The organism is Rhodoferax sp. GW821-FHT09E07 (assembly GCF_059416145.1).
Genome location: NZ_JBWKOP010000005.1, coordinates 111,015 through 129,216, shown reverse-complemented (window position 1 = coordinate 129,216; position 18,202 = coordinate 111,015). Strand labels below are relative to the sequence as shown.

The window sequence follows — 18,202 nt, the reverse complement described above, 5'->3', positions numbered from 1 at the left end:
TCCAACGTTAGACGTCACAGGACAAGCCGTCGCTCACAGGAACGCCATGTACCGCGTCATCTTTCAAAAGTACGTGTTTAATGCTGACCGTGACGACCCGAATGCGCAGTTTGCTGTCCTCACCCGGGAGGAGTCGCTTCCGTTCGCCCCTGTTCCTGGCCAAGAGATTCACTGGCCGCTGGAGCGAAGTCAGAAGATCCTTACTAGCGCGTGGAGCACCGAGCACGGCGGCTTCAGGTGCCGCGTCGAAGACGAGTACACGGTAAGCCTTCGCATCGATGACCCGGATTTCGATGAGTACCTTGAGGATGCGCCCGAACGCGGCTGGACGGTTGCATCTGTTTATCCCGCGAGCAAGCGATGACGATGGGTCGCATGAGTGCGGTGACGCCTAGTGTGCCGGTCAGCTTTACGTTGAAGGCTAATGACTGCTTCGGCGCGCTTTGAAAGTCGGCTTTCAGTCTAAAGAAGACCCGCACTTCCCTCAAGGCAGGTGATGGGGTCCGCGGGCGCAGGCTCGATTCGCGGTTGCCACAGAGCAGGCGCACCCACCACATCCTTAACGCAGCCCCGCAAGCGAACCTAAAAAGTCAGCCCGCGAGCTGAGCCGGAGAACGCGGGCCACGCCGACTGCCTTGCGCGAGGTAGTCGCCTACAACCGGAAGTTAAGAGCCAAACAAGCCTCTAGCCCTCGTAACTGTTGCACCACCAGCTACCAATTCAATAGCGCTAAGCTGGTTTGGCCCCATGCGGCAAGGACTTGGCTTCCATGAGCCGGATGACCGTGGGCCAGCCGCTGGCGATGAAGTCGGCCAGGGCCTGGGCGCTGGGAAAGCGCTGGGCGGGGTCCTTGTGCATCATCTTGTCCAGCAGCAGCTGGAACTCTGCAAATTTGGGCTCGAAGCGTGGGATGGGGGCGTGCACATGCTTGTACAGCAGCGCCTCCATGTGGTCGGCCACGTAGGGGCGCTTGCCGGTCACCATCTCGAAGAAGATGGCGCCCAGGCTGTAGATGTCGCTGGCCGGGCTGACCGGGCGGCCGCTGGCCTGCTCGGGGCTCAGGTAATAGGGTGAGCCGACGATGTCGCCCTGCTGCGTTTTCTCCAGCTCGTCACCCATGTGCTTGGCCACGCCAAAGTCGATCAGCGCCACGCTGCCGTCGGCGCGCAGCATCAGGTTGTCGGGTTTCACGTCGCGGTGCACGATGCCCAAGGCGTGAATTTGCGACAGCGCAAACGCCACTTGCAGCGCGATGGAGAGCGCCTCAAACGGCGACAGCCCGGCCGCAATACGGCGCTTGATGTCGCCATGGGCGAAATACTCCATGGTGATGAAGGCGTGCTCGTCGGTAAAGCCGTGGTCAAAGATGCGCGCCACGTTGGGGTGGTTGATCTGCTCCAGCAACGCGTATTCCTGAATGAAGCGCTGCAGCAGCATAGCGTCCTGGTGCTGGCGCGTGTCCAGCAGCTTCAGCGCGACCTCCAGGCCATCAGCCTCGCGCACGGCCAGCAGCACCTCCGACATGCCGCCCGCACCCAGCGTGCGCAGCACCTTGTAGCCCTTGATGGGCGCAGGCCCGGCGGCCGATGCGGCGTCGGGGGCGCTGGGGTTGGTCTTCTCCAGCGTTTGCACGCGCTTGATGCGGGCGTGCACGGCCTCCAGCACTTCGTCGCGCGTGAAGGGCTTGCCCAGGTAGTCGTCCGCGCCCAGGTTCATGCCGCGGCGGCGGTCGGCGCGGTCCGAGCGCGCGGTGAGAAAGATAAAGGGAATGGCCGCAGTATGTGGGTCGGCGCGCAGGGCTTCCAGAAAGCCGTAGCCGTCCAGCTCGGGCATCATCACATCGGACAGGATCAGGTCGGGCATCTCCTGGCGCGCCAGGGCCAGCCCCATTTCGCCATTCGCAGCCTCTATCAGCTCAAAGCCTTCCATGCGCAGCAGCATGACCAGATTGCCGCGAATGCCGACCTCGTCTTCCACCACAAGGATCTTCAAACCTGCACCTCATAAAGGGAATGGGGCCACTATATCGCCTGGCCGCGCTTGCGCTACATTTTGCGTATTCGCCTTTTCCAGAAAGCAGCCACCCCATGCACCCTCTGTTGTCCTCTTTGAACAGCCCCCAGCGCGTACGTTCCAGCCTGCTGGCCCTGGCCTGTGTGGCGCTGCTGTCAGGATGCTCGATCTGGCCCAAGTCCTGGACGCTCTCCTCCGACCCCGCACCGGCCGCGGCCAGTGCCCCGGCCGACGCCGATGCCAAGGCCCCGGTGGCGCCGCCCCAGTTTGTGGAGACTGCGCCGCAGGAGGCGCGCCAAGAGGTGGTGGTCAACCCCGTGGTGGTGCCCGCACAAACCGACACCACCCCGGTGGCCGCCATGGCTGCGGCATCGCCCGCGCCTACGGCCGCTGCAGCAACGCCTGCCAAGACCGCCAAGGCCACCAAGGGGGCCAAAGCAGCCAAGGGCACCAAAGCCATCAAAACCGCACCCGCTGGCGGCCTGGAGCATGCCTTCTATATCAACGTGGGCCTGTTCGCCGTGCCCACCAATGCCAGCAACGCCTCGCAAAAGCTGGCGGATGCGCAGCTGCCCGTGTTCACCCAAGATCTGCAGACCAAGAAGGGCAAGCTGACCCGCGTGCGCGTGGGCCCGTTCAGCAATCGTGCGCTGGCCGAGAGCGCGGCCACCAAGATCCACGCCATGGAGCTGGACGCCATCGTCTTCGAGCACTGAGGCGGTCGCCATTCGGGTGCTGGGCGCGCGGTCTTGCGCCCGGACGGTGGTTGGAGGCGCGCACATAGCAGCCAAAATGGCACCCAGCCCCCGTAAAATATGCGGTAACAGCTCCTAAAAATATAGCAAGCATGACCGACTCCAAACCACCCGCCCCCACCTTCCGCCGCGCAGCGCCGCCTCCGGGCCGGGTGAAAGCCGCCATTCCGGCCGGCCAGACCAACACCGCCGCTCAAGGCGCTGGCGGCACGGTGCGCCTGAACAAGCGCATGGCCGAGCTGGGCCTGGCCTCGCGCCGCGAGGCAGACGATTGGATTGGCAAGGGCTGGGTGAAAGTGAACGGCAAGGTGGCCGAGATGGGCATGCAGGTGCTGCCCGGCGTGCGCATTGAGATCGACAAACAGGCCCAGGGCCAACAGGCCAACCAGGTCACCATCCTGCTGAACAAACCCATCGGCATCGTCAGCGGCCAGGCCGAAGACGGGCACGAGCCCGCCATCACCCTCATCCAGCCGCACAACCGCTGGGCCGAGGACAACGCCCGCTTCTTCTTCCACGGCAGCCAGCTGAAAAGCCTGGTGCCCGCCGGCCGGCTGGACATTGATTCCACCGGCCTCCTGGTGCTGACGCAAGACGGCCGCGTGGCGCGCCAGCTGATTGGCGAAGACTCGGTGATGGAGAAGGAATATTTGGTGCGTGTGGTCTACACCGGCGTGGCCAACAGCGCCGCAGCCAACTCCCCCGCCGCCACCTACGGCGGCAAGGTGCAGCAGCTCAGCCGCATTGACGACGACGACCCCGTCAGCGCCGATGTTCAAAGCGTGTTCCCGCCCGAAAAACTCAAGCTGCTGCGCCACGGCCTGCGCCTGGACGACCAGGCCCTGAAGCCCGCCAAGGTGGAGTGGCAAAACCCCGAGCAGCTGCGGTTTGTGTTGACCGAGGGCAAGAAGCGCCAGATCCGCCGCATGTGCGAGCTGGTGGGTCTGCGCGTGGTGGGCCTCAAGCGCGTGCGCGTAGGCAAGGTCATGCTGGGCAACCTGCCGGTAGGCCAGTGGCGCTACCTGCAGCCGCACGAAAAATTCTGATGGCCTTGCCCCCCCGCCCCAAGGCCCTGCAGCACTTTCGCGCGGAGGACCTGCGGGGCGTGGTGCAGTTGGCCACCCAGGCCACCCGTGGCGTGGCCCGCATGGCTGAGGGCGTGCATCAGTCCGTCTGGGGCAGCCTGGGCGTGCCGGGCGGCAAGACCACCGGCACCACACGCGGTCTGACGGGCCTGATTTACCAAACCGTGCACGGCGTGACCCAGCTGGTGGGCAGCGGTGCCGAGGCTATCCTGGGCAAGCTGCAGCCGCTGCTGGACGCGGCCGACGCAGAAGCACCCGAAACGCCTGAGCGCGAAGCCGTGCTGGCCGCGCTGAACGGTGTGCTGGGTGACCGGCTGGCCGCCAGCGGCAACCCACTGGCTACCCGCCTGCAGCTGCGCCACGCGGGCCAGCGCCTGGACTGGACCACTCCGTCTGCACCGCCCGCAAAAACCTCTGTGGGTGGCAAGCTGCTCATCATCATCCACGGCCTGTGCATGAACGACCTGCAGTGGACCCACACCACGGCGAGTGGTGAGGTACGCAGCCACGCCACCGCGTTGGGCGCGCTGGGCTACACCCCGGTCTACGTGCGCTACAACACCGGCCTGCACACGTCCGAGAACGGCGCAGCGCTGGCGACGGAGCTGGACCTACTGGTGGCCCACTGGCCCGTGCCGGTGACGGAGATCACCGTGCTGGCGCACAGCATGGGCGGGCTGGTCACGCGCAGCGCGGTGCTGCAGACGGGGCCCTCCGCGCCATGGCGGCAGGTACTGAAGAACATCGTCTTTCTGGGCACGCCGCACCACGGCGCACCGCTGGAACGGGCGGGCAACTGGGTGGATGTGATTCTGGGCGCCACGCCCTACTCGCGCCCCTTTGCCAAGTTGGGCCAGCTGCGCAGTGCGGGCATCACCGATTTGCGGTATGGCTTTGTGAGCCCCGAGGACTGGCAGGGCCACAACCGGTTCCAAAAAGGGCCGGACCGCCGAATACCTGTGCCGCTGCCCGAGGGGGTGGCTTGCTACACGGTGGCTGCCACCACCGCCGCCAAACGCGGCGCACTGGCCGATCGGCTGTTGGGCGATGGCCTGGTGCCGCTGCGCAGCGCGCTGGGCGTGCACGACGACGCCAAACATACCCTCGTGTTTGCCAAGCCCAGCCAGTGCATTGCCTACCGCATGAACCACATGGAACTGCTGCACCGCCCCGAAGTGACCACGCAGCTACTAGCCTGGCTGGCGCCTGGCGCGCAGGCTGCTTAAGTGCTGTCCTTGGGCAGGGGGTCGCCGTCCAGGCCTGCGGGCTGCGTAGGTTCATAGCCATGGGGCGGCGGAGCATCGGCCTTGCCATCCTCCAGCAGCCCGCCCACGCTAGCCTCCCAAAGGCCCCAGGCCGTATCAGTGTCGCTCTCGGTCACCTCAGGCACGGGCAAGGGGTCCAGCAAGCCGTCAAATGGCTTGGGGGCCGGGGAGGGGGTCGCCGCCCGCTTGTCAGGGGGCGGCAAAGGCTGGTCCGGTTTCATAGTGCTTGTTTCTTCCCTGCATGCTTTTTTTGGCAATGTAGCGCTAACCCCGGCGCGGGGGAAGAGGCAGATGCATGCCCCCTGACGCAACTCACCTTTTCCTGCATTTTTCCAGGCCAGTTCCGCCGCACCGGGCTGCGCTCGCCCCGCAGCGCTTGAAAAGCCTGGCCTCGCCCATAATTGAGGGTTGCTCGCGCCGCAGGCGCCGCCCTGCAGGCGCGCGAACCGTTTTATTGAGACTCAGAGACCCATCTATGACCAAGCAAACCATGAATTTCCAGGCCGAAGTGGCGCAGCTGCTGCACCTGGTGACCCACTCGCTGTATTCCAACAAAGAGATTTTCCTGCGCGAGCTGATCTCCAACGCATCGGACGCCTGCGACAAGCTGCGCTTTGAAGCCATCAACAACAGCGGCCTGTACGAGAACGATCCTGAGCTGAAGGTGAAGGTAACCTTCGACAAGGACGCCAAGACGCTGACCATCACCGACAACGGCATTGGTCTGAGCCAGCAGGAAGCCATCGACAACCTGGGCACCATCGCCAAGAGCGGCACCAAAGATTTCGTGTCCAAGCTCACCGGTGACCAAAAGGCGGACAGCAACCTCATCGGCCAGTTTGGTGTGGGCTTCTACTCCGGCTTCATCGTGGCTGACAAGATCACGGTCGAGTCCCGCCGTGCCGGTCTGCCTGCTGACCAGGCCGTCCGCTGGGTCAGCGACGGCGGTGCCAGTGGTGGTGGCGCATTTGAGGTGGAAACCATTACCCGCGAAGCACGCGGCACCAGCGTGATCCTGCACCTGCGCGACGACGCGCAGGACTACACCCAGAGCTGGAAAGTCAAGGGCATCATCAACAAGTACTCTGACCACATCAGCCTGCCCATCCAGATGGAAAAGGAGGAGTGGAAAGACGGCGAGCTGATCAACCCCAACGACGAAAACGGCGGCCGCCAGCCCGGTGGCATGGTCAAGACCGGCGAATGGGAAACGGTGAACAAGGCCAACGCCATCTGGGCGCGCGCCAAGAAGGACATCACCCAAGAGCAGTACGACGACTTCTACAAGCAGATCAGCCACGACTTTGAAGCACCCCTGGCCCACACGCACAACCGCGTGGAAGGCAGCACCGAGTACACCCAGCTGCTGTACATCCCCGGCAAGGCGCCCATGGACCTGTACAACCGCGACCACAAGGCCGGCCTCAAGCTGTATGTGAAGCGCGTGTTCATCATGGACGACGCCGAAGCCCTGCTGCCGAGCTACCTGCGCTTTGTGAAGGGCGTGGTGGACTCTGCCGACCTGCCCCTGAACGTGAGCCGTGAGTTGCTGCAGGAAAGCCGCGACGTCAAAGCCATCCGCGAAGGCTGCACCAAGCGCGTGCTGGGCATGCTGGAAGACCTGGCCAAGTACGACAAGGCGCCCGCGGCAACGGAAGGTGAAGTCACCGACGTGCTGTCGGAAGAGGACAAGGCCAAGGAAGGCAAGTACAGCAAGTTCTACGCAGAATTCGGCGCGGTACTGAAGGAAGGCCTGGGCGAAGACTTTGCCAACAAGGAACGCCTGTCCAAGCTGCTGCGTTTTGCCTCCAGCACCACCGACACGGTGAGCGTGTCGCTGGCCGATTACAAGGCACGCATGAAGGAAGGCCAGGAGGCCATCTACTACATCACCGCGGATACCCTGGCCGCTGCCAAGAACAGCCCGCAGCTGGAAGTGTTCAAGAAGAAGGGCATTGAAGTGCTCTTGATGACCGACCGCGTGGACGAGTGGGCACTGAACCACCTGCACGACTTTGACGGCACGCCCCTGCAATCCGTCGCCAAGGGCGCCGTCGATCTGGGCAAGCTGCAGGACGAAGCCGAGAAGAAGGCCGCGGAGGAAGCTGCCGAAGCCTTCAAGCCCCTGCTGGCCAAGCTCAAGGAAGCGCTGAAGGACAAGGCCGAAGACGTGCGCGTGACCACCCGCTTGGTCGACAGCCCCGCCTGCCTGGTCGTGCAAGACCACGGCATGAGCACCCAACTGGCTCGCATGCTGAAGCAAGCCGGCCAACAGGCGCCCGAGGTGAAGCCCGTGCTGGAAGTGAACGCCGAACACGCGCTGGTGAAGAAGCTGGACGGCAGCGTGCACTTCAACGACCTGGCCCACATCCTGTTTGACCAGGCCCTGCTGGCCGAAGGCGGCTTGCCTGCGGACCCGGCGGCGTACGTGAAGCGGGTGAATGCCTTGTTGGTGTAACGCCCCAGCGGGGGATGGAGGAAAAAATTTGCCTCTAGCCCCCGCCAAATATGCGCTAATAGCTATCAAATAAATAGCATGCCAAGCATCAAAACCCGCCGCTTGGCACTTTCTTTGCATGGGGCTGCCCATGCCCCTCACCCCCACCACCCTGGACTGCGCCTGGCTCCTGTCTGACCCGGGCACCACGCAGCCACAAGCCAACACCCGCATTGCGCTGGACGGCGGATGGGTCAGCGCAGTCACTGCATTGGCCCAGCCGGTACCTGGCCCGCGCCAACTGGTGCTGCCCGCGCTGGCCAACGCGCACGACCACGGGCGCACCTTTCGCAGCGCCACGCTGGGTTCGCAGGATTTGCCGCTGGAGGGCTGGCTGCCCTACCAGGGCCTGGTGCCGGGAGCCGACCCCTACCTGTGTGCGGCCACTTCGTTTGCCCGCTCGGTGCGCCGGGGCGTTGCGCATCTGATGGTGCACTACACACGGGTGCAGGGCGGCATGCCGTTTCTGGACGAAGGCCTGGCTGTGGCACGCGCCGCGCGAGATGTGGGCGTGCGCATCGGCTTTGCGGTGGCGCTGCGCGACCAACGGGGTCTGGGTCTGTGTGACGACACCACCATGCTGGCTGCGCTGCGTCCGGAGATACGCGACGACATCGCCCGGCGCCTCGCAGTGCGCGGGCAATCCCCTGCGCAGCAGGTGGCCCTCGTCGACGAACTCGCCGACTACATTCAACAGGATGCAGACCTGGCAGAGCACATGACCGTGCAGTACGGCCCCACCGGCGTGCAATGGTGCAGCCAGCCACTGCTGGAAGCCGTGGCGCGAAGCTCAGCCGACCACCAGCGTCCCGTGCACATGCACCTGCTGGAGACCCCCTACCAGCGCCAATGGGCAGACCAAACCTTCCCACAGGGCATCGTGCGCTACCTGGACCAGATCGGCCTGCTGAGCCCGCGCCTCACGCTGGCCCATTGCGTTCATGCGCGCAGCGATGAACTGGCCCTGCTGGCCGAGCGCGGGGTGACCATTGCGGTCAACACCAGCTCCAACCTGGCCTTGAAGTCCGGCATCGCACCCTTGGCCGATATGTTGCGCTACGGCTGCCGCGTGGCCATGGGCCTGGATGGGGCAGGCCCGGACGAAGACGATGACGCCTTGCGCGAAATGCGCCTGGCCTACACGTTGCACCGCGGCTGGGGGTTCGAAGAGGAGATGACACGCGCGCAGCTGTGGACCTTTGCCGCACGCCTTGGCCGGCACAGTGTCAGTGGCAATCGGCATGCGCTGGGTGGCAGCATTGCCCCCGGCGCACCGGCCGACCTGGTGGTACTCAACTGGGACGCGCTGGACGACGACACGCTGTTCGACAACGTCGACCCGCTGGACCTGCTGCTGGCGCGCGGCAATGGCAGCCATATTGACCAGGTCTATGTGGGGGGACGCTGTGTGGTGCGCGGCGGAAAGTTGGCTACGCTGGACGAAGCCGCCCTGCGCGCTGAGTTGTTGGCGCAGGTGCGCTCACGCATTGCTGCGCAGGCCGACCTGGCGCCATGGCGCGCGACGGTAGATGCCTTTGTGGAGGACCTGGGCCCGTTCTACCGGCGCAGCGCCTGGGCAGGTTGCTGCTAACCGGGGCTAGAACGCGGGGGCCTGCTGGTCCGCAAAGCGCAGGCGCACGGCCTCGCGCGTTTCGCGTGCGGCCATCAGGGCCCGCACGCAATCGGCATCCAGCTGACCCAGGTCGACCTCGCGTTGCAGCTCGCGCGCCACTTCGTCTTCGCTCCAGGACGCCTTGTACGCACGGTGGTTGGTCAGCGCGTCATACACATCGGCGACCGCCACAATGCGTCCCTCCAGCGGAATGTCGGCCATGGTCAGGCCGCGCGGGTAGCCCGAGCCATCCCCGCGCTCGTGGTGGGTGGCCACGATGTTGCGCATGATGCGCGTGGGCAAGTTGTCCTCCATGCCCATGTCGCGGCCGATGCGCTCGATGATGCCTTCGCCAATCGTGACATGCCGTTTCATGATGTCGTACTCCTGCGCGTCCAGCCGTCCGGGCTTGAGCAGGATGTGGTCAGGAATACCGACCTTGCCGATGTCGTGCAGGGGCGCAAACAGCTGCAGGTATTCGATGAACTCGTCGGTGAGGGCATATTTGTCCGCCAGCGCGCGCGCCATGATGCGCGAGTAGTAGGCAATGCGCTCCAGGTGCTGGCCGGTTTCAAAGTCGCGGATACGGGCCAGGTCCACCGCCACCTGGATGGTGCCGACCAGGCCGTGGGCCAGCCGCTTTTGCAGCAGATAGAGCTGCGAAATAAGGTCGGAGAAGGTGTCCAGAAACTGCGCCACATCTTCGCCAAAGGCCTGGGACTGCTTGGAGTCGTAAAACAGAAAGGCGGCCAGCGTCCCATCCTGGTAGACGGGGGTGGTGTAGCTGGAGCGGTAGTCCTGGGCCTTCAACCAGTTGGTGTGCGCACTCGTGGAGCGAAAGGTTTCCCGGATGTCCCCCACCAGGCGCCGCTGGCGCGTGCGGGCCAGCTCCGCCAGCGAGGGCACGTCTGCCAGGGGCACTTCGTAGTGCTTGAGCAGGGTGTCGTCTTTGTTGCTGCTGACAAAGGTCTTGAGCAAATCGGTGGCGGAGTCGTACAGCACCACGGCCACGCGATCAATGAAGGGGTAACGCGACCCGATCAGGCTGTGCACGGCACGCAGTTGCTCCGTCAAACTGTGGGCGACGGGCCCCAGGCCTTGGTATTGCGGCGTGATGGATCGGGAGTCTGAAGACGCAAACATGGCTGCATTGAACCACGGTCTGGCGGCTGCGACAATCCAGCCTTCTACATCCTTGCGAGACCCCATGCACCCCTTCTTCCGCACCACCGCAGCCGCCCTGATTCTGGCCACCGGCACACTCACCTGGGCCCAAAATGCCACCACTGCGGCAGCCGCCAAGGAAGACGGCGCCGTGGTCAGCAGCACGGGCCTGGTTTACCGCACGCTCAAGGACGGCAGTGGAGCCAGCCCCAGCGCGACCGACAAGGTGAAAGTGCACTACCGCGGCACCTTCCCCGATGGCCGTGAGTTCGACAGCTCCTACAAGCGTGGTGAGCCGATTGAGTTTCCGCTAAACGGCGTCATCAAGTGCTGGACCGAAGGCGTGCAACGCATGAAGGTGGGTGGTAAAGCCAAACTCACCTGCCCACCGCAAATTGCCTATGGCGAACGCGGTGCCGGCGGCGTGATTCCGCCCAACGCAACGCTGGTGTTTGAGGTGGAGCTGTTGGGCATCAACGGCAAGTAAGTGCGCCAGTTGCCCTGGTTCAGATGATGGCGTGCAAGCCCAGCACCTGCTGCGTGGGCGGCGCTGGCTGGGACGGCACGCGTTGCAGCAAATCGGACAGGTCGTCGGCGTGCTCCTCCTCCACGGCCAGAATGCCCTCCAGCAGGCGCCGCGTGGTGGGGTCCTGATCGCCCAGGTAGCCAATGACATGGCGATAGCTGTCGATGGCGATGCGCTCAGCGACAAGGTTCTCTCGGATCATGTCCACCAACGTGGCACCCTCCCGGTATTCGGCATGGCTGCGCTGCAGTAGCGTGTCGGGGGCAAAGTCAGGTTCGCCACCCAGCTGCACAATGCGCTCGGCCAATTGGTCCGCATGCGCCAGCTCCTCGTTGGAATGGTCCAGAAACTCGGTGGCGACCGCCTGTGAGTGGATACCGCGCGCCATGAAGTGGTGGCGCCGGTAGCGCAGCACACACACCAGTTCGGTGGCCAGCGCGCTGTTGAGCATCTTCACCACCGCCTGGCGGTCGGCGGTATAGCCCTCCGTCACCGCACCTTGTTCCATATGGCGGCGCGCACGCTCGCGCAGGGCCTCTACATCGATCTCATCAGACTTTCGCATTGCAAGCACCTCCAAGGCATGACCCGGGGAATTCCGGGAATACCTTCAGCATGCGGCCCGTGGAACATTGGCACCGTGCGCTACCGCACATGCCAAGCACGGCGGCTAAGGGCAGGCATTTGGTTACCAAATGTATTTGCGGCGCCATCGAAATCGATTTTGAGAAGTCGATACCCGCCAAGGTAGTCCGATACGCCTATTGTTGCCTCGGCGCATTGCTCATAAATTGCGCGCTGCTTCTGGCCGGCATTCGGGCACAGGACGCGTTTTTTCAAACCAAACAGGGAGATCAATTTCATGGGTATTCGCCATTTCGCCTTGACCGCCATTGCAACCGTCGTATGCGGCTCTGCCATGGCCGGATCTGCCACGGTTCATTTGAACGGCAGTGACTTCATCCAATCCGGGACCGTACAAAACACATCGGCCCCCAATGTAGACATCGTCAAGGTCGTGTACGACCTTGGTGTCCAAGTCGATGGCGCTGCCATTTGGGAGATTTACGGAAGCAACGGCACGCACTCCAACTTCTTGACGGGCAACTGGTACTCCACCGAAACCTGGGCAGGACTGTCTGTGGCGGGTGGCAATAATTTCCAGTTCTCCGGTCTGGATATCGATTTGATTCAAAGCGTGACACCCCCCAGTGTGACCAGCAGCACACTGGGCTACGGACCTAGCTTGGCCAATGCCACGGTCTCGGTCTATTTCAGCGACAACTCTTGGGGACGTGCCCATTTGACCCCCCAGTACTGGGGGATGAACCAGGACCTGCAGATCGCAGCCGTGCCTGAACCAGAAACCTACGCATTGATGCTGGCAGGCTTGGGCCTCCTGGGTGCGGCTGCACGACGCAAGCAACGCAAGTCGGCCTGATATAGCCAGCTTCGCCAAAAAGCCCTGCTCGCTTCATGCGCGCAGGGCTTTTTTATTGCGGTTGCTACGAATCGTGCCGGGCTTTAAAGCCGCAGCTGCAGCAGCGGCTGCAACACGCTGGCGCCGAGCTTGCGGGAGCGCTCGCCGCTCCAGCCGTGCTGGGGGTCGGGCAGGTCGGCGTTGTCCTTGAAGGGCATTTCGACGGTGAAGGCCAGGCAGCCGAATTGCTGGGCGATCCAGTTGGTGGCCAGGGTCATGTTGGCCTGGCCGGGCGCTGTTTTTCCGTAGTTCACTGTGTCCTGGAAGTCCGGGCAGCTGGCCATCCAGGCGGCCTTGAAGGCTTCTTCCAGTGCGGCCACGCGCGGGCTGTAGCCCGGTGTGCCTTCGGAGCCCACCACAAAGTTATAGGGCAAGGCCTCGTCGCCATGCACATCCAGGCACAGGTCCACGCCCGTGTCCAGCATGGCCTGGCGTACCAGCAGTACCTCGGGTGATTTTTCGGCGCTGGGGTTGGCCCACTCGCGGTTCAGGTTGGCGCCCGCGGCATTGGTGCGCAGGTTGCCCAGCACCGCGCCGTCGGGGTTCATGTGGGGCACCACGTAGAAGACATAGCGGTCCAGCAGCACGCGGGCCACGGCTTCGTCCCCGTCCAGCAGGCGCGCCAACAGGCCTTCCACAAACCACTCGGCCATGGTCTCGCCGGGGTGCTGGCGTGCGATGATCCAGACCTTCTTTTTCTCGTCCAGCGGCGTGGTGCCCGCCTCGTCGGTGATGCGCAGGAGCGTCATGTCGCGCCCCTGCACCGTGCTGCCCAGGCGCTGCACCTGCACCCAGGGCGAGGTGGCGGCCGAGGCCAGCAGGTCCAGATGCTGCTCGTAGGAATAGGGCTCGAAATAGGCGAAGTACACGGCCTGCGCCATAGGCGTGAGGCGCGCAGTCATCTCGGTGCCGTCGTACTGGGTGTCGATGCGGGTCCAGTGTTGGCGGTCGTGGCTGGCCAGCACCTGGTAGCCCTCCCAGCCCTTGGGGTAGGCGCATTCCGCAGCGTTCAAAAACCGCAGGGTGACCGGCTGAAACGCCGCACCGTGCAGGCAAAAGTGGAACCACTGCGCAAAGTCCGACGCGTTGTCCTTGCGGATGCGCAGCTGGATGTCCTGCGCGCTGTCCAGGCGCACCACGTCGATGGCGCCGGAATCAAATTGGGTAGAGATATGGAGGGCTGGCATGGCTCCATCATTGCAGAAATGCGCCTCAAGCCAGGCTAGCGTGTGCCGATAACCATCCACCGACCTTTGTATTTCACGGAGTTCCCATGAACATCGCCAGCACCCCCGCAGTGCAAGCCGCCAGCGCCGCTGCCCAAGGCAGCACCGCAGACGCCGTGAATATCCTCGTGCTGAAAAAGGCGCTGGACATGCAGGCCGTGGCCGCCGCCACGCTGCTGCAAGCCCTGCCCCCAGTGCCGCCGCTGGCCACCAGCGGCAGCGTAGGCACCCGGGTCAACACCTTCGCCTGAAGGCATCTTCGGCCCGAGGCCTTGGATCCAATCGAGCTCCAGCCCCCGTAAATATTGGATAGACAGCTCCTGCTTTGATAGCAATTACTGCGCCTCCACCACCTTCACCAGTTGCCCCACGGCCGGCTCGCCACCGCCATAAAAGCCGTTGATCAGGCGCAGCTGCTGTTCGGGCCGGGCAATGGGGGAGGTCTTGGCCAGCTCCGCAAAGCCGCCCTTGGGATAGGGCACGGTCTTCAGGCCCCAGGGGCGGGCTGCCGCGCGGTCCTGGGCCGTAAGGGCGCGAAAACTGCCCTCCACCTCGCGCACCTGGGCGCGGGCGCGCTGCAGGGCGCTGGCGTCCTTGGCACTGGTTTGCAGCACATACACCCGGTCGCCGGGGCCGGTAACCACGGTGGCCTCGAGCGCCTGGGTCTGGCCGTTGCTGGCGACACGGGCACCCACAAAGCGCGTGGCCGGCAGGCCGTTCACGGTGGTGGTTTCCACCTGACCCTGCGTGGGCTTGAGCACGCTGCGGATCACATCGGTGTGGTTCTTGCCAGCCTGCGGCGGCACCAGACGCACTACCACGGCGGCATCACGCGCGGTGTTCAGCAGCGCCAGTTGCTCGTTGTCGTTCTGGATGTACCAGCCTGTGGGCGCGGTCACCGCAAAGTTCAGGGGCTCGTGGTAGAAATTGCGCCCTCGCACCAGGCCCTGGCTGGGGCTGTCGCCAAAGGTCAAGCCGGAGAGCACCTTCAGGTAGCGCGTGCGGCCCTCGTCGCCATAGGCGCTCTGGCTTTTGTACTGCGCTGCCAGGGCGGTGATGGCTTGCAGGCGCTGGTCGTTGCTGGGGTGGGAGGCCAGCCAGTCGCTGCCGCTGGGCACGGGGCGGCCTTCGGCCTTGGCCTGGTCGGCGGCAAAACGCTCCTGGTTCTTCAGCACCGTGATCACATCCACCATGTTGTGCGGGTCGTAATGGGTGCGAGACAGGTACTCGGCGCCCAGGCCATCGGCCTGCAGCTCCTGGTCGCGGCCATAGGACGCGATGTAGCCCGCCGCCACCGTTTGCGAGGCCTGGCTGGCCAACTGCCCTGCGCCGCCAAAGCCCTGCCCTTCCAACACCGCGCCCAGCACAGTCGCCGCAAACACCCCCAGCCCCGCAGTCTGCTGGCGGGTGGCGCGCTGGGCGCCATGGCGCGCAGTCACGTGGCCAATCTCGTGGCCCATGACACCCGCCAGGTCGGCTTCGCTGTCCAGGTAGGCCATGATCCCGCGCGTGACATACACATAGCCGCCGGGCAGCGCAAAGGCGTTGATCTCGGGGCTGTCCAGCACAGTGAAGTGCCACTGCAGCTGGCTGCGGTGGCTTTGGGCGGCCAGCTTCTGGCCCAGGCCGTTCACATAGGCCTGCACCGCGGGGTTGGCGTAGGCGCCATATTCCTTCATCACTTCTGCATGGCCCTTGGCGCCTTCGGCAATCTCGTCCTCTTCGCTCATGACCGAGCGTTCGGTCTGGCCGGTGACGGGGTTGACCATGGCCGTGCCGCAGCTGGTGAGCAGGAGCGCCGCAAGCACGGCGCTGGAGATTTTTTGTTTCATGGGGTTACGGCTGTAGCGTTTTTCGCATTCTAGGGAGGACTGCGCGGCCGGGCCGGCTTGCAGCACGCGTAACCGTCACAAGATAATGTTTGCCATGGACACCTTGATCGCCCGCCTGAGTGAATCGGTATCGTCAGCCCGCACCGTCGAGGAACTGACACGCCCCCTGCTGGAACTGATGGAAACCGTCACCGGCATGGAATCCACCTACCTGACCACCGTAGACCTGGACCGCCGCATGCAGCACGTGCTCTATGCGCGCAACACCCAGGCGCTGCAAATTCCCGAAGGCATCGACGTGCCGTGGGAAGACACGCTGTGCAAGCGCGCGCTGGACGAAGACCTGCCCTACACCGACGACGTGCTGAACCACTGGCGCGGCACCGCAGGCGCGGAGATGGGCATCCAGACCTACACCAGCGTGCCCGTGCGTACCGACGATGGCGCGCTGTACGGCACCCTGTGCGCCGCCAGCGGTTCGCGCAAGTCCATGCCCGACAACGCCAACGACGTGCTGCATCTGTTTGCCAAGCTGATCGGGCAGAGCGTGCAGCGCGAAGCCCTGGTGGCGCAGCTGCAACGGGTCAACTCCGACCTCAATGCCCACGCCTCCACCGACGCACTGACCGGCCTGCCCAACCGCCGCGCCCTGATGGCGGCGCTGGAGCGCGCCCTGGCCCAGGCCCGCCGCGAAGGCAAAACCGTGCTGGTCGGGTTTATGGACCTGGACGGCTTCAAGGCCATCAACGACACCCACGGCCACGAGACCGGGGACGAGTTCCTCACCGCCATGGCGCAGCAGATTTCCGGCGCACTGCGGGGCGAAGACCTCCTAGCCCGCCTGGGCGGCGACGAGTTCGTGCTGGTCGGCCCGGGCCCCGCCGTTGACGCCAACACGGCCGAGGCCGCCCAGGCCTTTGCCCAGCGCATGGGCCATTCCACCGCGACCCGGTTCACCCTGCGCCGGCAAGTGATCGACTACGCCGGCGCCAGCGTCGGCGTGGTGGCCATCGATCCGCGCGCAACGACGGCAGAAGAAGCGCTCAAGCTGGCGGACAAGGCCATGTACGAGGTCAAACGCGCGCGCCGCGCTGCCACACCTAAGACTGCAGCCCTGCCAGATCCTGCTTGATGAAGTCGATGAAGGCCCGCGTACGGGCTGGCAGCAAGCGGGCATTCGGGTACACCACCTGAATCGGCCGCGGCGGTGGCTCAAATGCCTCCAGCACCAACTCCAGCCGGCCATCAGCTAGGTGGGCCCCCACCTGGTACGACACAAACATGCCAAACCCCATGCCGGCCAGGCAGGCGTCCAGCACCGGGGCGTTGTGGTTGAAGGTGAGGTTGCCTGACACCGGTACCGTGAAGGTCTTGCTCTGGGAATGGAAGGTCCACCACGGACCGCTGGTCCCCAGGAAGCGGATGCAATTGGCCTGCAGCAGGTCCCGCGGATGCGTGGGCCGCCCCACCCGGTCTAGGTACGCCGGGCTGGCCACCACCACGCGGCGCAACGTGCCCAAAGGATGGGCCACCAGCGACGAGTCTTCCAAGTTACCAATGCGGATGCCCAAGTCCAGCCCCTCTTCCAGCAGGTTCACCACGCGGTCGGCCAGCACCACATTGCACTGCACCTGCGGAAAACGCTGCACAAAGCGCATGACCGCAGGCGTCATGTGCAACTGGCCAAACATCACGGGCGCCGTGATGTGCAGCTGCCCCGTGGGTTCGCTCACGTCGGCCACCAGCGCGACCTCGGCCTCCTGCACGGCATCCAGCAGCTGGTGGCAGCTTTCCAGGTAGTGCTTGCCCTCCTCAGTAAGCGACATGCGCCGCGTGGTGCGGTGCATAAGACGCACGCCCAGATGCGCTTCCAGCGCGGCCAGGGTGCGCACCATGGCGGGCAAAGAAGAGTCCAGCGCGCGCGCAGCGGCAGTCAGGCTTCCCGCCTCCGCAATCTGCACGAACGCCTGCATGGCCTTGAGTTTGTCCATGTCTCCATTAAACCGGATATTGGATGAGTCAAATCCATTTTCCGCCATTTATCAAATTCATGGCAACAAACACAATGGCCATGTCTCTTCCTTTTTTCAGAAAGCCTGCCATGCCCCATCCGCACCCCACCCCCCCCATCCGCCTGCACCGCATGGCCCTCTCGGGCCACAGCCACCGGGTGGAGCTGTTTCTCTCGCTGCTGGGCCTGCCCGTGGAGCTGATAGACGTGAACGTGCTTGGCGGCGCCCACAAGGCTCCGGCCTTTTTGCAGCTCAACCCCTTCGGTCAGGTCCCCGTGATCCAGGACGGCGAGGTAACGCTGGCAGATTCCAACGCCATCCTGGTCTACCTGGCCAGCCGCTACGCAGCGGAGCCCGACGCCTGGCTGCCCCGTGACCCGGTGCAGGCCGCGGCGGTGCAGCGCTGGCTGTCGGTGGCCGCAGGGCCGCTAGCTTTTGGGGCCGCTGCGGCCCGGGTCATCGTGCTGTTCAAGCGCACCGCGCCGGCGGACGAGGCCATCCAGCGCGCCCATGCCCTGCTTGCGGTGATGGAAAGCACGTTGCAGCGCACGCCCTACCTGGCAGGTGCGCACCCCACGCTGGCCGACATTGCCAACTACAGCTACACCGCCCACGCCCCCGAAGGTCGCGTGGCGCTGGACGCCTACCCCCACGTGTGCGCCTGGCTGGCACGCATCGAGGCGCTGCCCGGCTTTGTACCTATGGTGAAGACGCCCCTGCAACAGGCTGCCTGAG

Annotated in this window: 19 protein-coding genes; 11 read left to right on the top strand and 8 right to left on the bottom strand. The window is 64.5% G+C overall.

Annotation, left to right across the window (positions count from 1 at the left end):
* The first annotated feature begins 46 nt into the window (after positions 1-46).
* Entirely contained in the window at positions 47-364 is a 318-nt protein-coding gene (locus AC07OE_RS11065) for a hypothetical protein (protein ID WP_495070615.1), read from the top strand.
* Positions 365-729: 365 nt separating this feature from the next.
* Here the strand turns inward: AC07OE_RS11065 and AC07OE_RS11060 are convergent, their stop codons facing one another.
* Entirely contained in the window at positions 730-1,992 is a 1,263-nt protein-coding gene (locus AC07OE_RS11060; protein WP_495070614.1) for a protein kinase domain-containing protein, read from the bottom strand.
* Positions 1,993-2,087: 95 nt separating this feature from the next.
* Here AC07OE_RS11060 and AC07OE_RS11055 point away from each other — a divergent pair, with 95 nt between their 5' ends.
* The 3 genes from AC07OE_RS11055 (at position 2,088) to AC07OE_RS11045 (ending at position 5,079) form a co-directional block, all read left to right on the top strand.
* On the top strand, positions 2,088-2,729 hold the full coding sequence (locus AC07OE_RS11055; protein WP_495070613.1) for an SPOR domain-containing protein: 642 nt from the start codon (positions 2,088-2,090) through the stop codon (positions 2,727-2,729).
* Positions 2,730-2,860: 131 nt separating this feature from the next.
* Positions 2,861-3,814, top strand: a complete 954-nt coding sequence (locus tag AC07OE_RS11050; protein WP_495070612.1) for a pseudouridine synthase — start codon at positions 2,861-2,863, stop codon at positions 3,812-3,814.
* Positions 3,814-5,079, top strand: a complete 1,266-nt coding sequence (locus tag AC07OE_RS11045; RefSeq protein ID WP_495070611.1) for an esterase/lipase family protein — start codon at positions 3,814-3,816, stop codon at positions 5,077-5,079. Before AC07OE_RS11050 ends, AC07OE_RS11045 begins: the two co-directional genes overlap by 1 nt.
* Here the strand turns inward: AC07OE_RS11045 and AC07OE_RS11040 are convergent.
* Positions 5,076-5,339 carry a hypothetical protein gene (locus AC07OE_RS11040; protein ID WP_495070610.1) on the bottom strand — a complete coding sequence of 88 codons (264 nt, stop codon included), beginning with the start codon at positions 5,337-5,339 and terminating at the stop codon, positions 5,076-5,078. The genes AC07OE_RS11045 and AC07OE_RS11040 overlap by 4 nt on opposite strands.
* 254 nt (positions 5,340-5,593) lie before the next feature.
* Here AC07OE_RS11040 and htpG point away from each other — a divergent pair, with 254 nt between their 5' ends.
* Both htpG and AC07OE_RS11030 read left to right on the top strand, forming a co-directional pair.
* On the top strand, positions 5,594-7,576 hold the full coding sequence (gene htpG, locus AC07OE_RS11035) for a molecular chaperone HtpG (protein ID WP_495070609.1): 1,983 nt from the start codon (positions 5,594-5,596) through the stop codon (positions 7,574-7,576).
* Between the two features lie 130 nt (positions 7,577-7,706).
* Positions 7,707-9,206, top strand: a complete 1,500-nt coding sequence (locus tag AC07OE_RS11030) for an amidohydrolase family protein (RefSeq protein ID WP_495070608.1) — start codon at positions 7,707-7,709, stop codon at positions 9,204-9,206.
* A 6-nt stretch (positions 9,207-9,212) separates the two neighbouring features.
* Here the strand turns inward: AC07OE_RS11030 and AC07OE_RS11025 are convergent, their stop codons facing one another.
* Positions 9,213-10,370, bottom strand: a complete 1,158-nt coding sequence (locus AC07OE_RS11025; RefSeq protein ID WP_495070607.1) for an HD-GYP domain-containing protein — start codon at positions 10,368-10,370, stop codon at positions 9,213-9,215.
* A 64-nt stretch (positions 10,371-10,434) separates the two neighbouring features.
* On the opposite strand from AC07OE_RS11025, the gene AC07OE_RS11020 reads away from it, so the two are divergent.
* Positions 10,435-10,878 carry an FKBP-type peptidyl-prolyl cis-trans isomerase gene (locus AC07OE_RS11020; protein WP_495070910.1) on the top strand — a complete coding sequence of 148 codons (444 nt, stop codon included), beginning with the start codon at positions 10,435-10,437 and terminating at the stop codon, positions 10,876-10,878.
* A 19-nt stretch (positions 10,879-10,897) separates the two neighbouring features.
* On the opposite strand, the gene AC07OE_RS11015 is transcribed toward AC07OE_RS11020, so the two are convergent.
* Together AC07OE_RS11015 and AC07OE_RS11010 are read right to left on the bottom strand one after the other, a co-directional pair.
* Positions 10,898-11,482 carry a ferritin-like domain-containing protein gene (locus tag AC07OE_RS11015; protein WP_495070606.1) on the bottom strand — a complete coding sequence of 195 codons (585 nt, stop codon included), beginning with the start codon at positions 11,480-11,482 and terminating at the stop codon, positions 10,898-10,900.
* Positions 11,483-11,562: 80 nt separating this feature from the next.
* Positions 11,563-11,781, bottom strand: a complete 219-nt coding sequence (locus AC07OE_RS11010; RefSeq protein WP_495070605.1) for a hypothetical protein — start codon at positions 11,779-11,781, stop codon at positions 11,563-11,565.
* On the opposite strand from AC07OE_RS11010, the gene AC07OE_RS11005 reads away from it, so the two are divergent.
* Positions 11,780-12,358, top strand: a complete 579-nt coding sequence (locus AC07OE_RS11005) for a PEP-CTERM sorting domain-containing protein (protein WP_495070604.1) — start codon at positions 11,780-11,782, stop codon at positions 12,356-12,358. The genes AC07OE_RS11010 and AC07OE_RS11005 overlap by 2 nt on opposite strands.
* An 83-nt stretch (positions 12,359-12,441) precedes the next feature.
* Here AC07OE_RS11005 and AC07OE_RS11000 read toward each other — a convergent pair whose 3' ends face one another.
* Entirely contained in the window at positions 12,442-13,584 is a 1,143-nt protein-coding gene (locus tag AC07OE_RS11000; protein ID WP_495070603.1) for a M14 family metallopeptidase, read from the bottom strand.
* Between the two features lie 86 nt (positions 13,585-13,670).
* Here AC07OE_RS11000 and AC07OE_RS10995 point away from each other — a divergent pair, with 86 nt between their 5' ends.
* Positions 13,671-13,874, top strand: coding sequence for a putative motility protein (locus tag AC07OE_RS10995; protein ID WP_495070602.1), 204 nt, complete (start codon positions 13,671-13,673; stop codon positions 13,872-13,874).
* Between the two features lie 84 nt (positions 13,875-13,958).
* Here the strand turns inward: AC07OE_RS10995 and AC07OE_RS10990 are convergent, their stop codons facing one another.
* Positions 13,959-15,455: a M48 family metalloprotease gene (locus AC07OE_RS10990; protein WP_495070601.1), complete on the bottom strand. Its 1,497-nt coding sequence runs from the start codon at positions 15,453-15,455 to the stop codon at positions 13,959-13,961.
* 94 nt (positions 15,456-15,549) lie between these two features.
* Here AC07OE_RS10990 and AC07OE_RS10985 point away from each other — a divergent pair, with 94 nt between their 5' ends.
* Complete coding sequence (locus AC07OE_RS10985; protein WP_495070600.1) at positions 15,550-16,587, top strand: sensor domain-containing diguanylate cyclase; 1,038 nt, start codon at positions 15,550-15,552, stop codon at positions 16,585-16,587.
* On the opposite strand, the gene AC07OE_RS10980 is transcribed toward AC07OE_RS10985, so the two are convergent.
* Positions 16,556-17,446: a LysR family transcriptional regulator gene (locus AC07OE_RS10980; protein WP_495070599.1), complete on the bottom strand. Its 891-nt coding sequence runs from the start codon at positions 17,444-17,446 to the stop codon at positions 16,556-16,558. The two genes, AC07OE_RS10985 and AC07OE_RS10980, sit on opposite strands and share 32 nt — an antisense overlap.
* 110 nt (positions 17,447-17,556) lie before the next feature.
* On the opposite strand from AC07OE_RS10980, the gene AC07OE_RS10975 reads away from it, so the two are divergent.
* Entirely contained in the window at positions 17,557-18,201 is a 645-nt protein-coding gene (locus tag AC07OE_RS10975; RefSeq protein WP_495070598.1) for a glutathione S-transferase family protein, read from the top strand.
* The last annotated feature ends 1 nt before the right edge of the window (position 18,202 follow it).

What these genes read in the sequence shown, in the direction of transcription:
- AC07OE_RS11010 (WP_495070605.1), bottom strand. Translation starts at nt 11,781, where the DNA reads ATGAAATTGATCTCCCTGTTTGGTTTGAAAAAACGCGTCCTGTGCCCG.
- AC07OE_RS11020 (WP_495070910.1), top strand. Translation starts at nt 10,435, where the DNA reads ATGCACCCCTTCTTCCGCACCACCGCAGCCGCCCTGATTCTGGCCACC.
- AC07OE_RS11000 (WP_495070603.1), bottom strand. Translation starts at nt 13,584, where the DNA reads ATGCCAGCCCTCCATATCTCTACCCAATTTGATTCCGGCGCCATCGAC.
- AC07OE_RS11030 (WP_495070608.1), top strand. Translation starts at nt 7,707, where the DNA reads ATGCCCCTCACCCCCACCACCCTGGACTGCGCCTGGCTCCTGTCTGAC.
- AC07OE_RS11065 (WP_495070615.1), top strand. Translation starts at nt 47, where the DNA reads ATGTACCGCGTCATCTTTCAAAAGTACGTGTTTAATGCTGACCGTGAC.
- AC07OE_RS10975 (WP_495070598.1), top strand. Translation starts at nt 17,557, where the DNA reads ATGCCCCATCCGCACCCCACCCCCCCCATCCGCCTGCACCGCATGGCC.
- AC07OE_RS11040 (WP_495070610.1), bottom strand. Translation starts at nt 5,339, where the DNA reads ATGAAACCGGACCAGCCTTTGCCGCCCCCTGACAAGCGGGCGGCGACC.
- AC07OE_RS10980 (WP_495070599.1), bottom strand. Translation starts at nt 17,446, where the DNA reads ATGGACAAACTCAAGGCCATGCAGGCGTTCGTGCAGATTGCGGAGGCG.
- htpG (WP_495070609.1), top strand. Translation starts at nt 5,594, where the DNA reads ATGACCAAGCAAACCATGAATTTCCAGGCCGAAGTGGCGCAGCTGCTG.
- AC07OE_RS11025 (WP_495070607.1), bottom strand. Translation starts at nt 10,370, where the DNA reads ATGTTTGCGTCTTCAGACTCCCGATCCATCACGCCGCAATACCAAGGC.
- AC07OE_RS10985 (WP_495070600.1), top strand. Translation starts at nt 15,550, where the DNA reads ATGGACACCTTGATCGCCCGCCTGAGTGAATCGGTATCGTCAGCCCGC.
- AC07OE_RS11055 (WP_495070613.1), top strand. Translation starts at nt 2,088, where the DNA reads ATGCACCCTCTGTTGTCCTCTTTGAACAGCCCCCAGCGCGTACGTTCC.
- AC07OE_RS11015 (WP_495070606.1), bottom strand. Translation starts at nt 11,482, where the DNA reads ATGCGAAAGTCTGATGAGATCGATGTAGAGGCCCTGCGCGAGCGTGCG.
- AC07OE_RS11050 (WP_495070612.1), top strand. Translation starts at nt 2,861, where the DNA reads ATGACCGACTCCAAACCACCCGCCCCCACCTTCCGCCGCGCAGCGCCG.
- AC07OE_RS11045 (WP_495070611.1), top strand. Translation starts at nt 3,814, where the DNA reads ATGGCCTTGCCCCCCCGCCCCAAGGCCCTGCAGCACTTTCGCGCGGAG.
- AC07OE_RS10990 (WP_495070601.1), bottom strand. Translation starts at nt 15,455, where the DNA reads ATGAAACAAAAAATCTCCAGCGCCGTGCTTGCGGCGCTCCTGCTCACC.
- AC07OE_RS11005 (WP_495070604.1), top strand. Translation starts at nt 11,780, where the DNA reads ATGGGTATTCGCCATTTCGCCTTGACCGCCATTGCAACCGTCGTATGC.
- AC07OE_RS10995 (WP_495070602.1), top strand. Translation starts at nt 13,671, where the DNA reads ATGAACATCGCCAGCACCCCCGCAGTGCAAGCCGCCAGCGCCGCTGCC.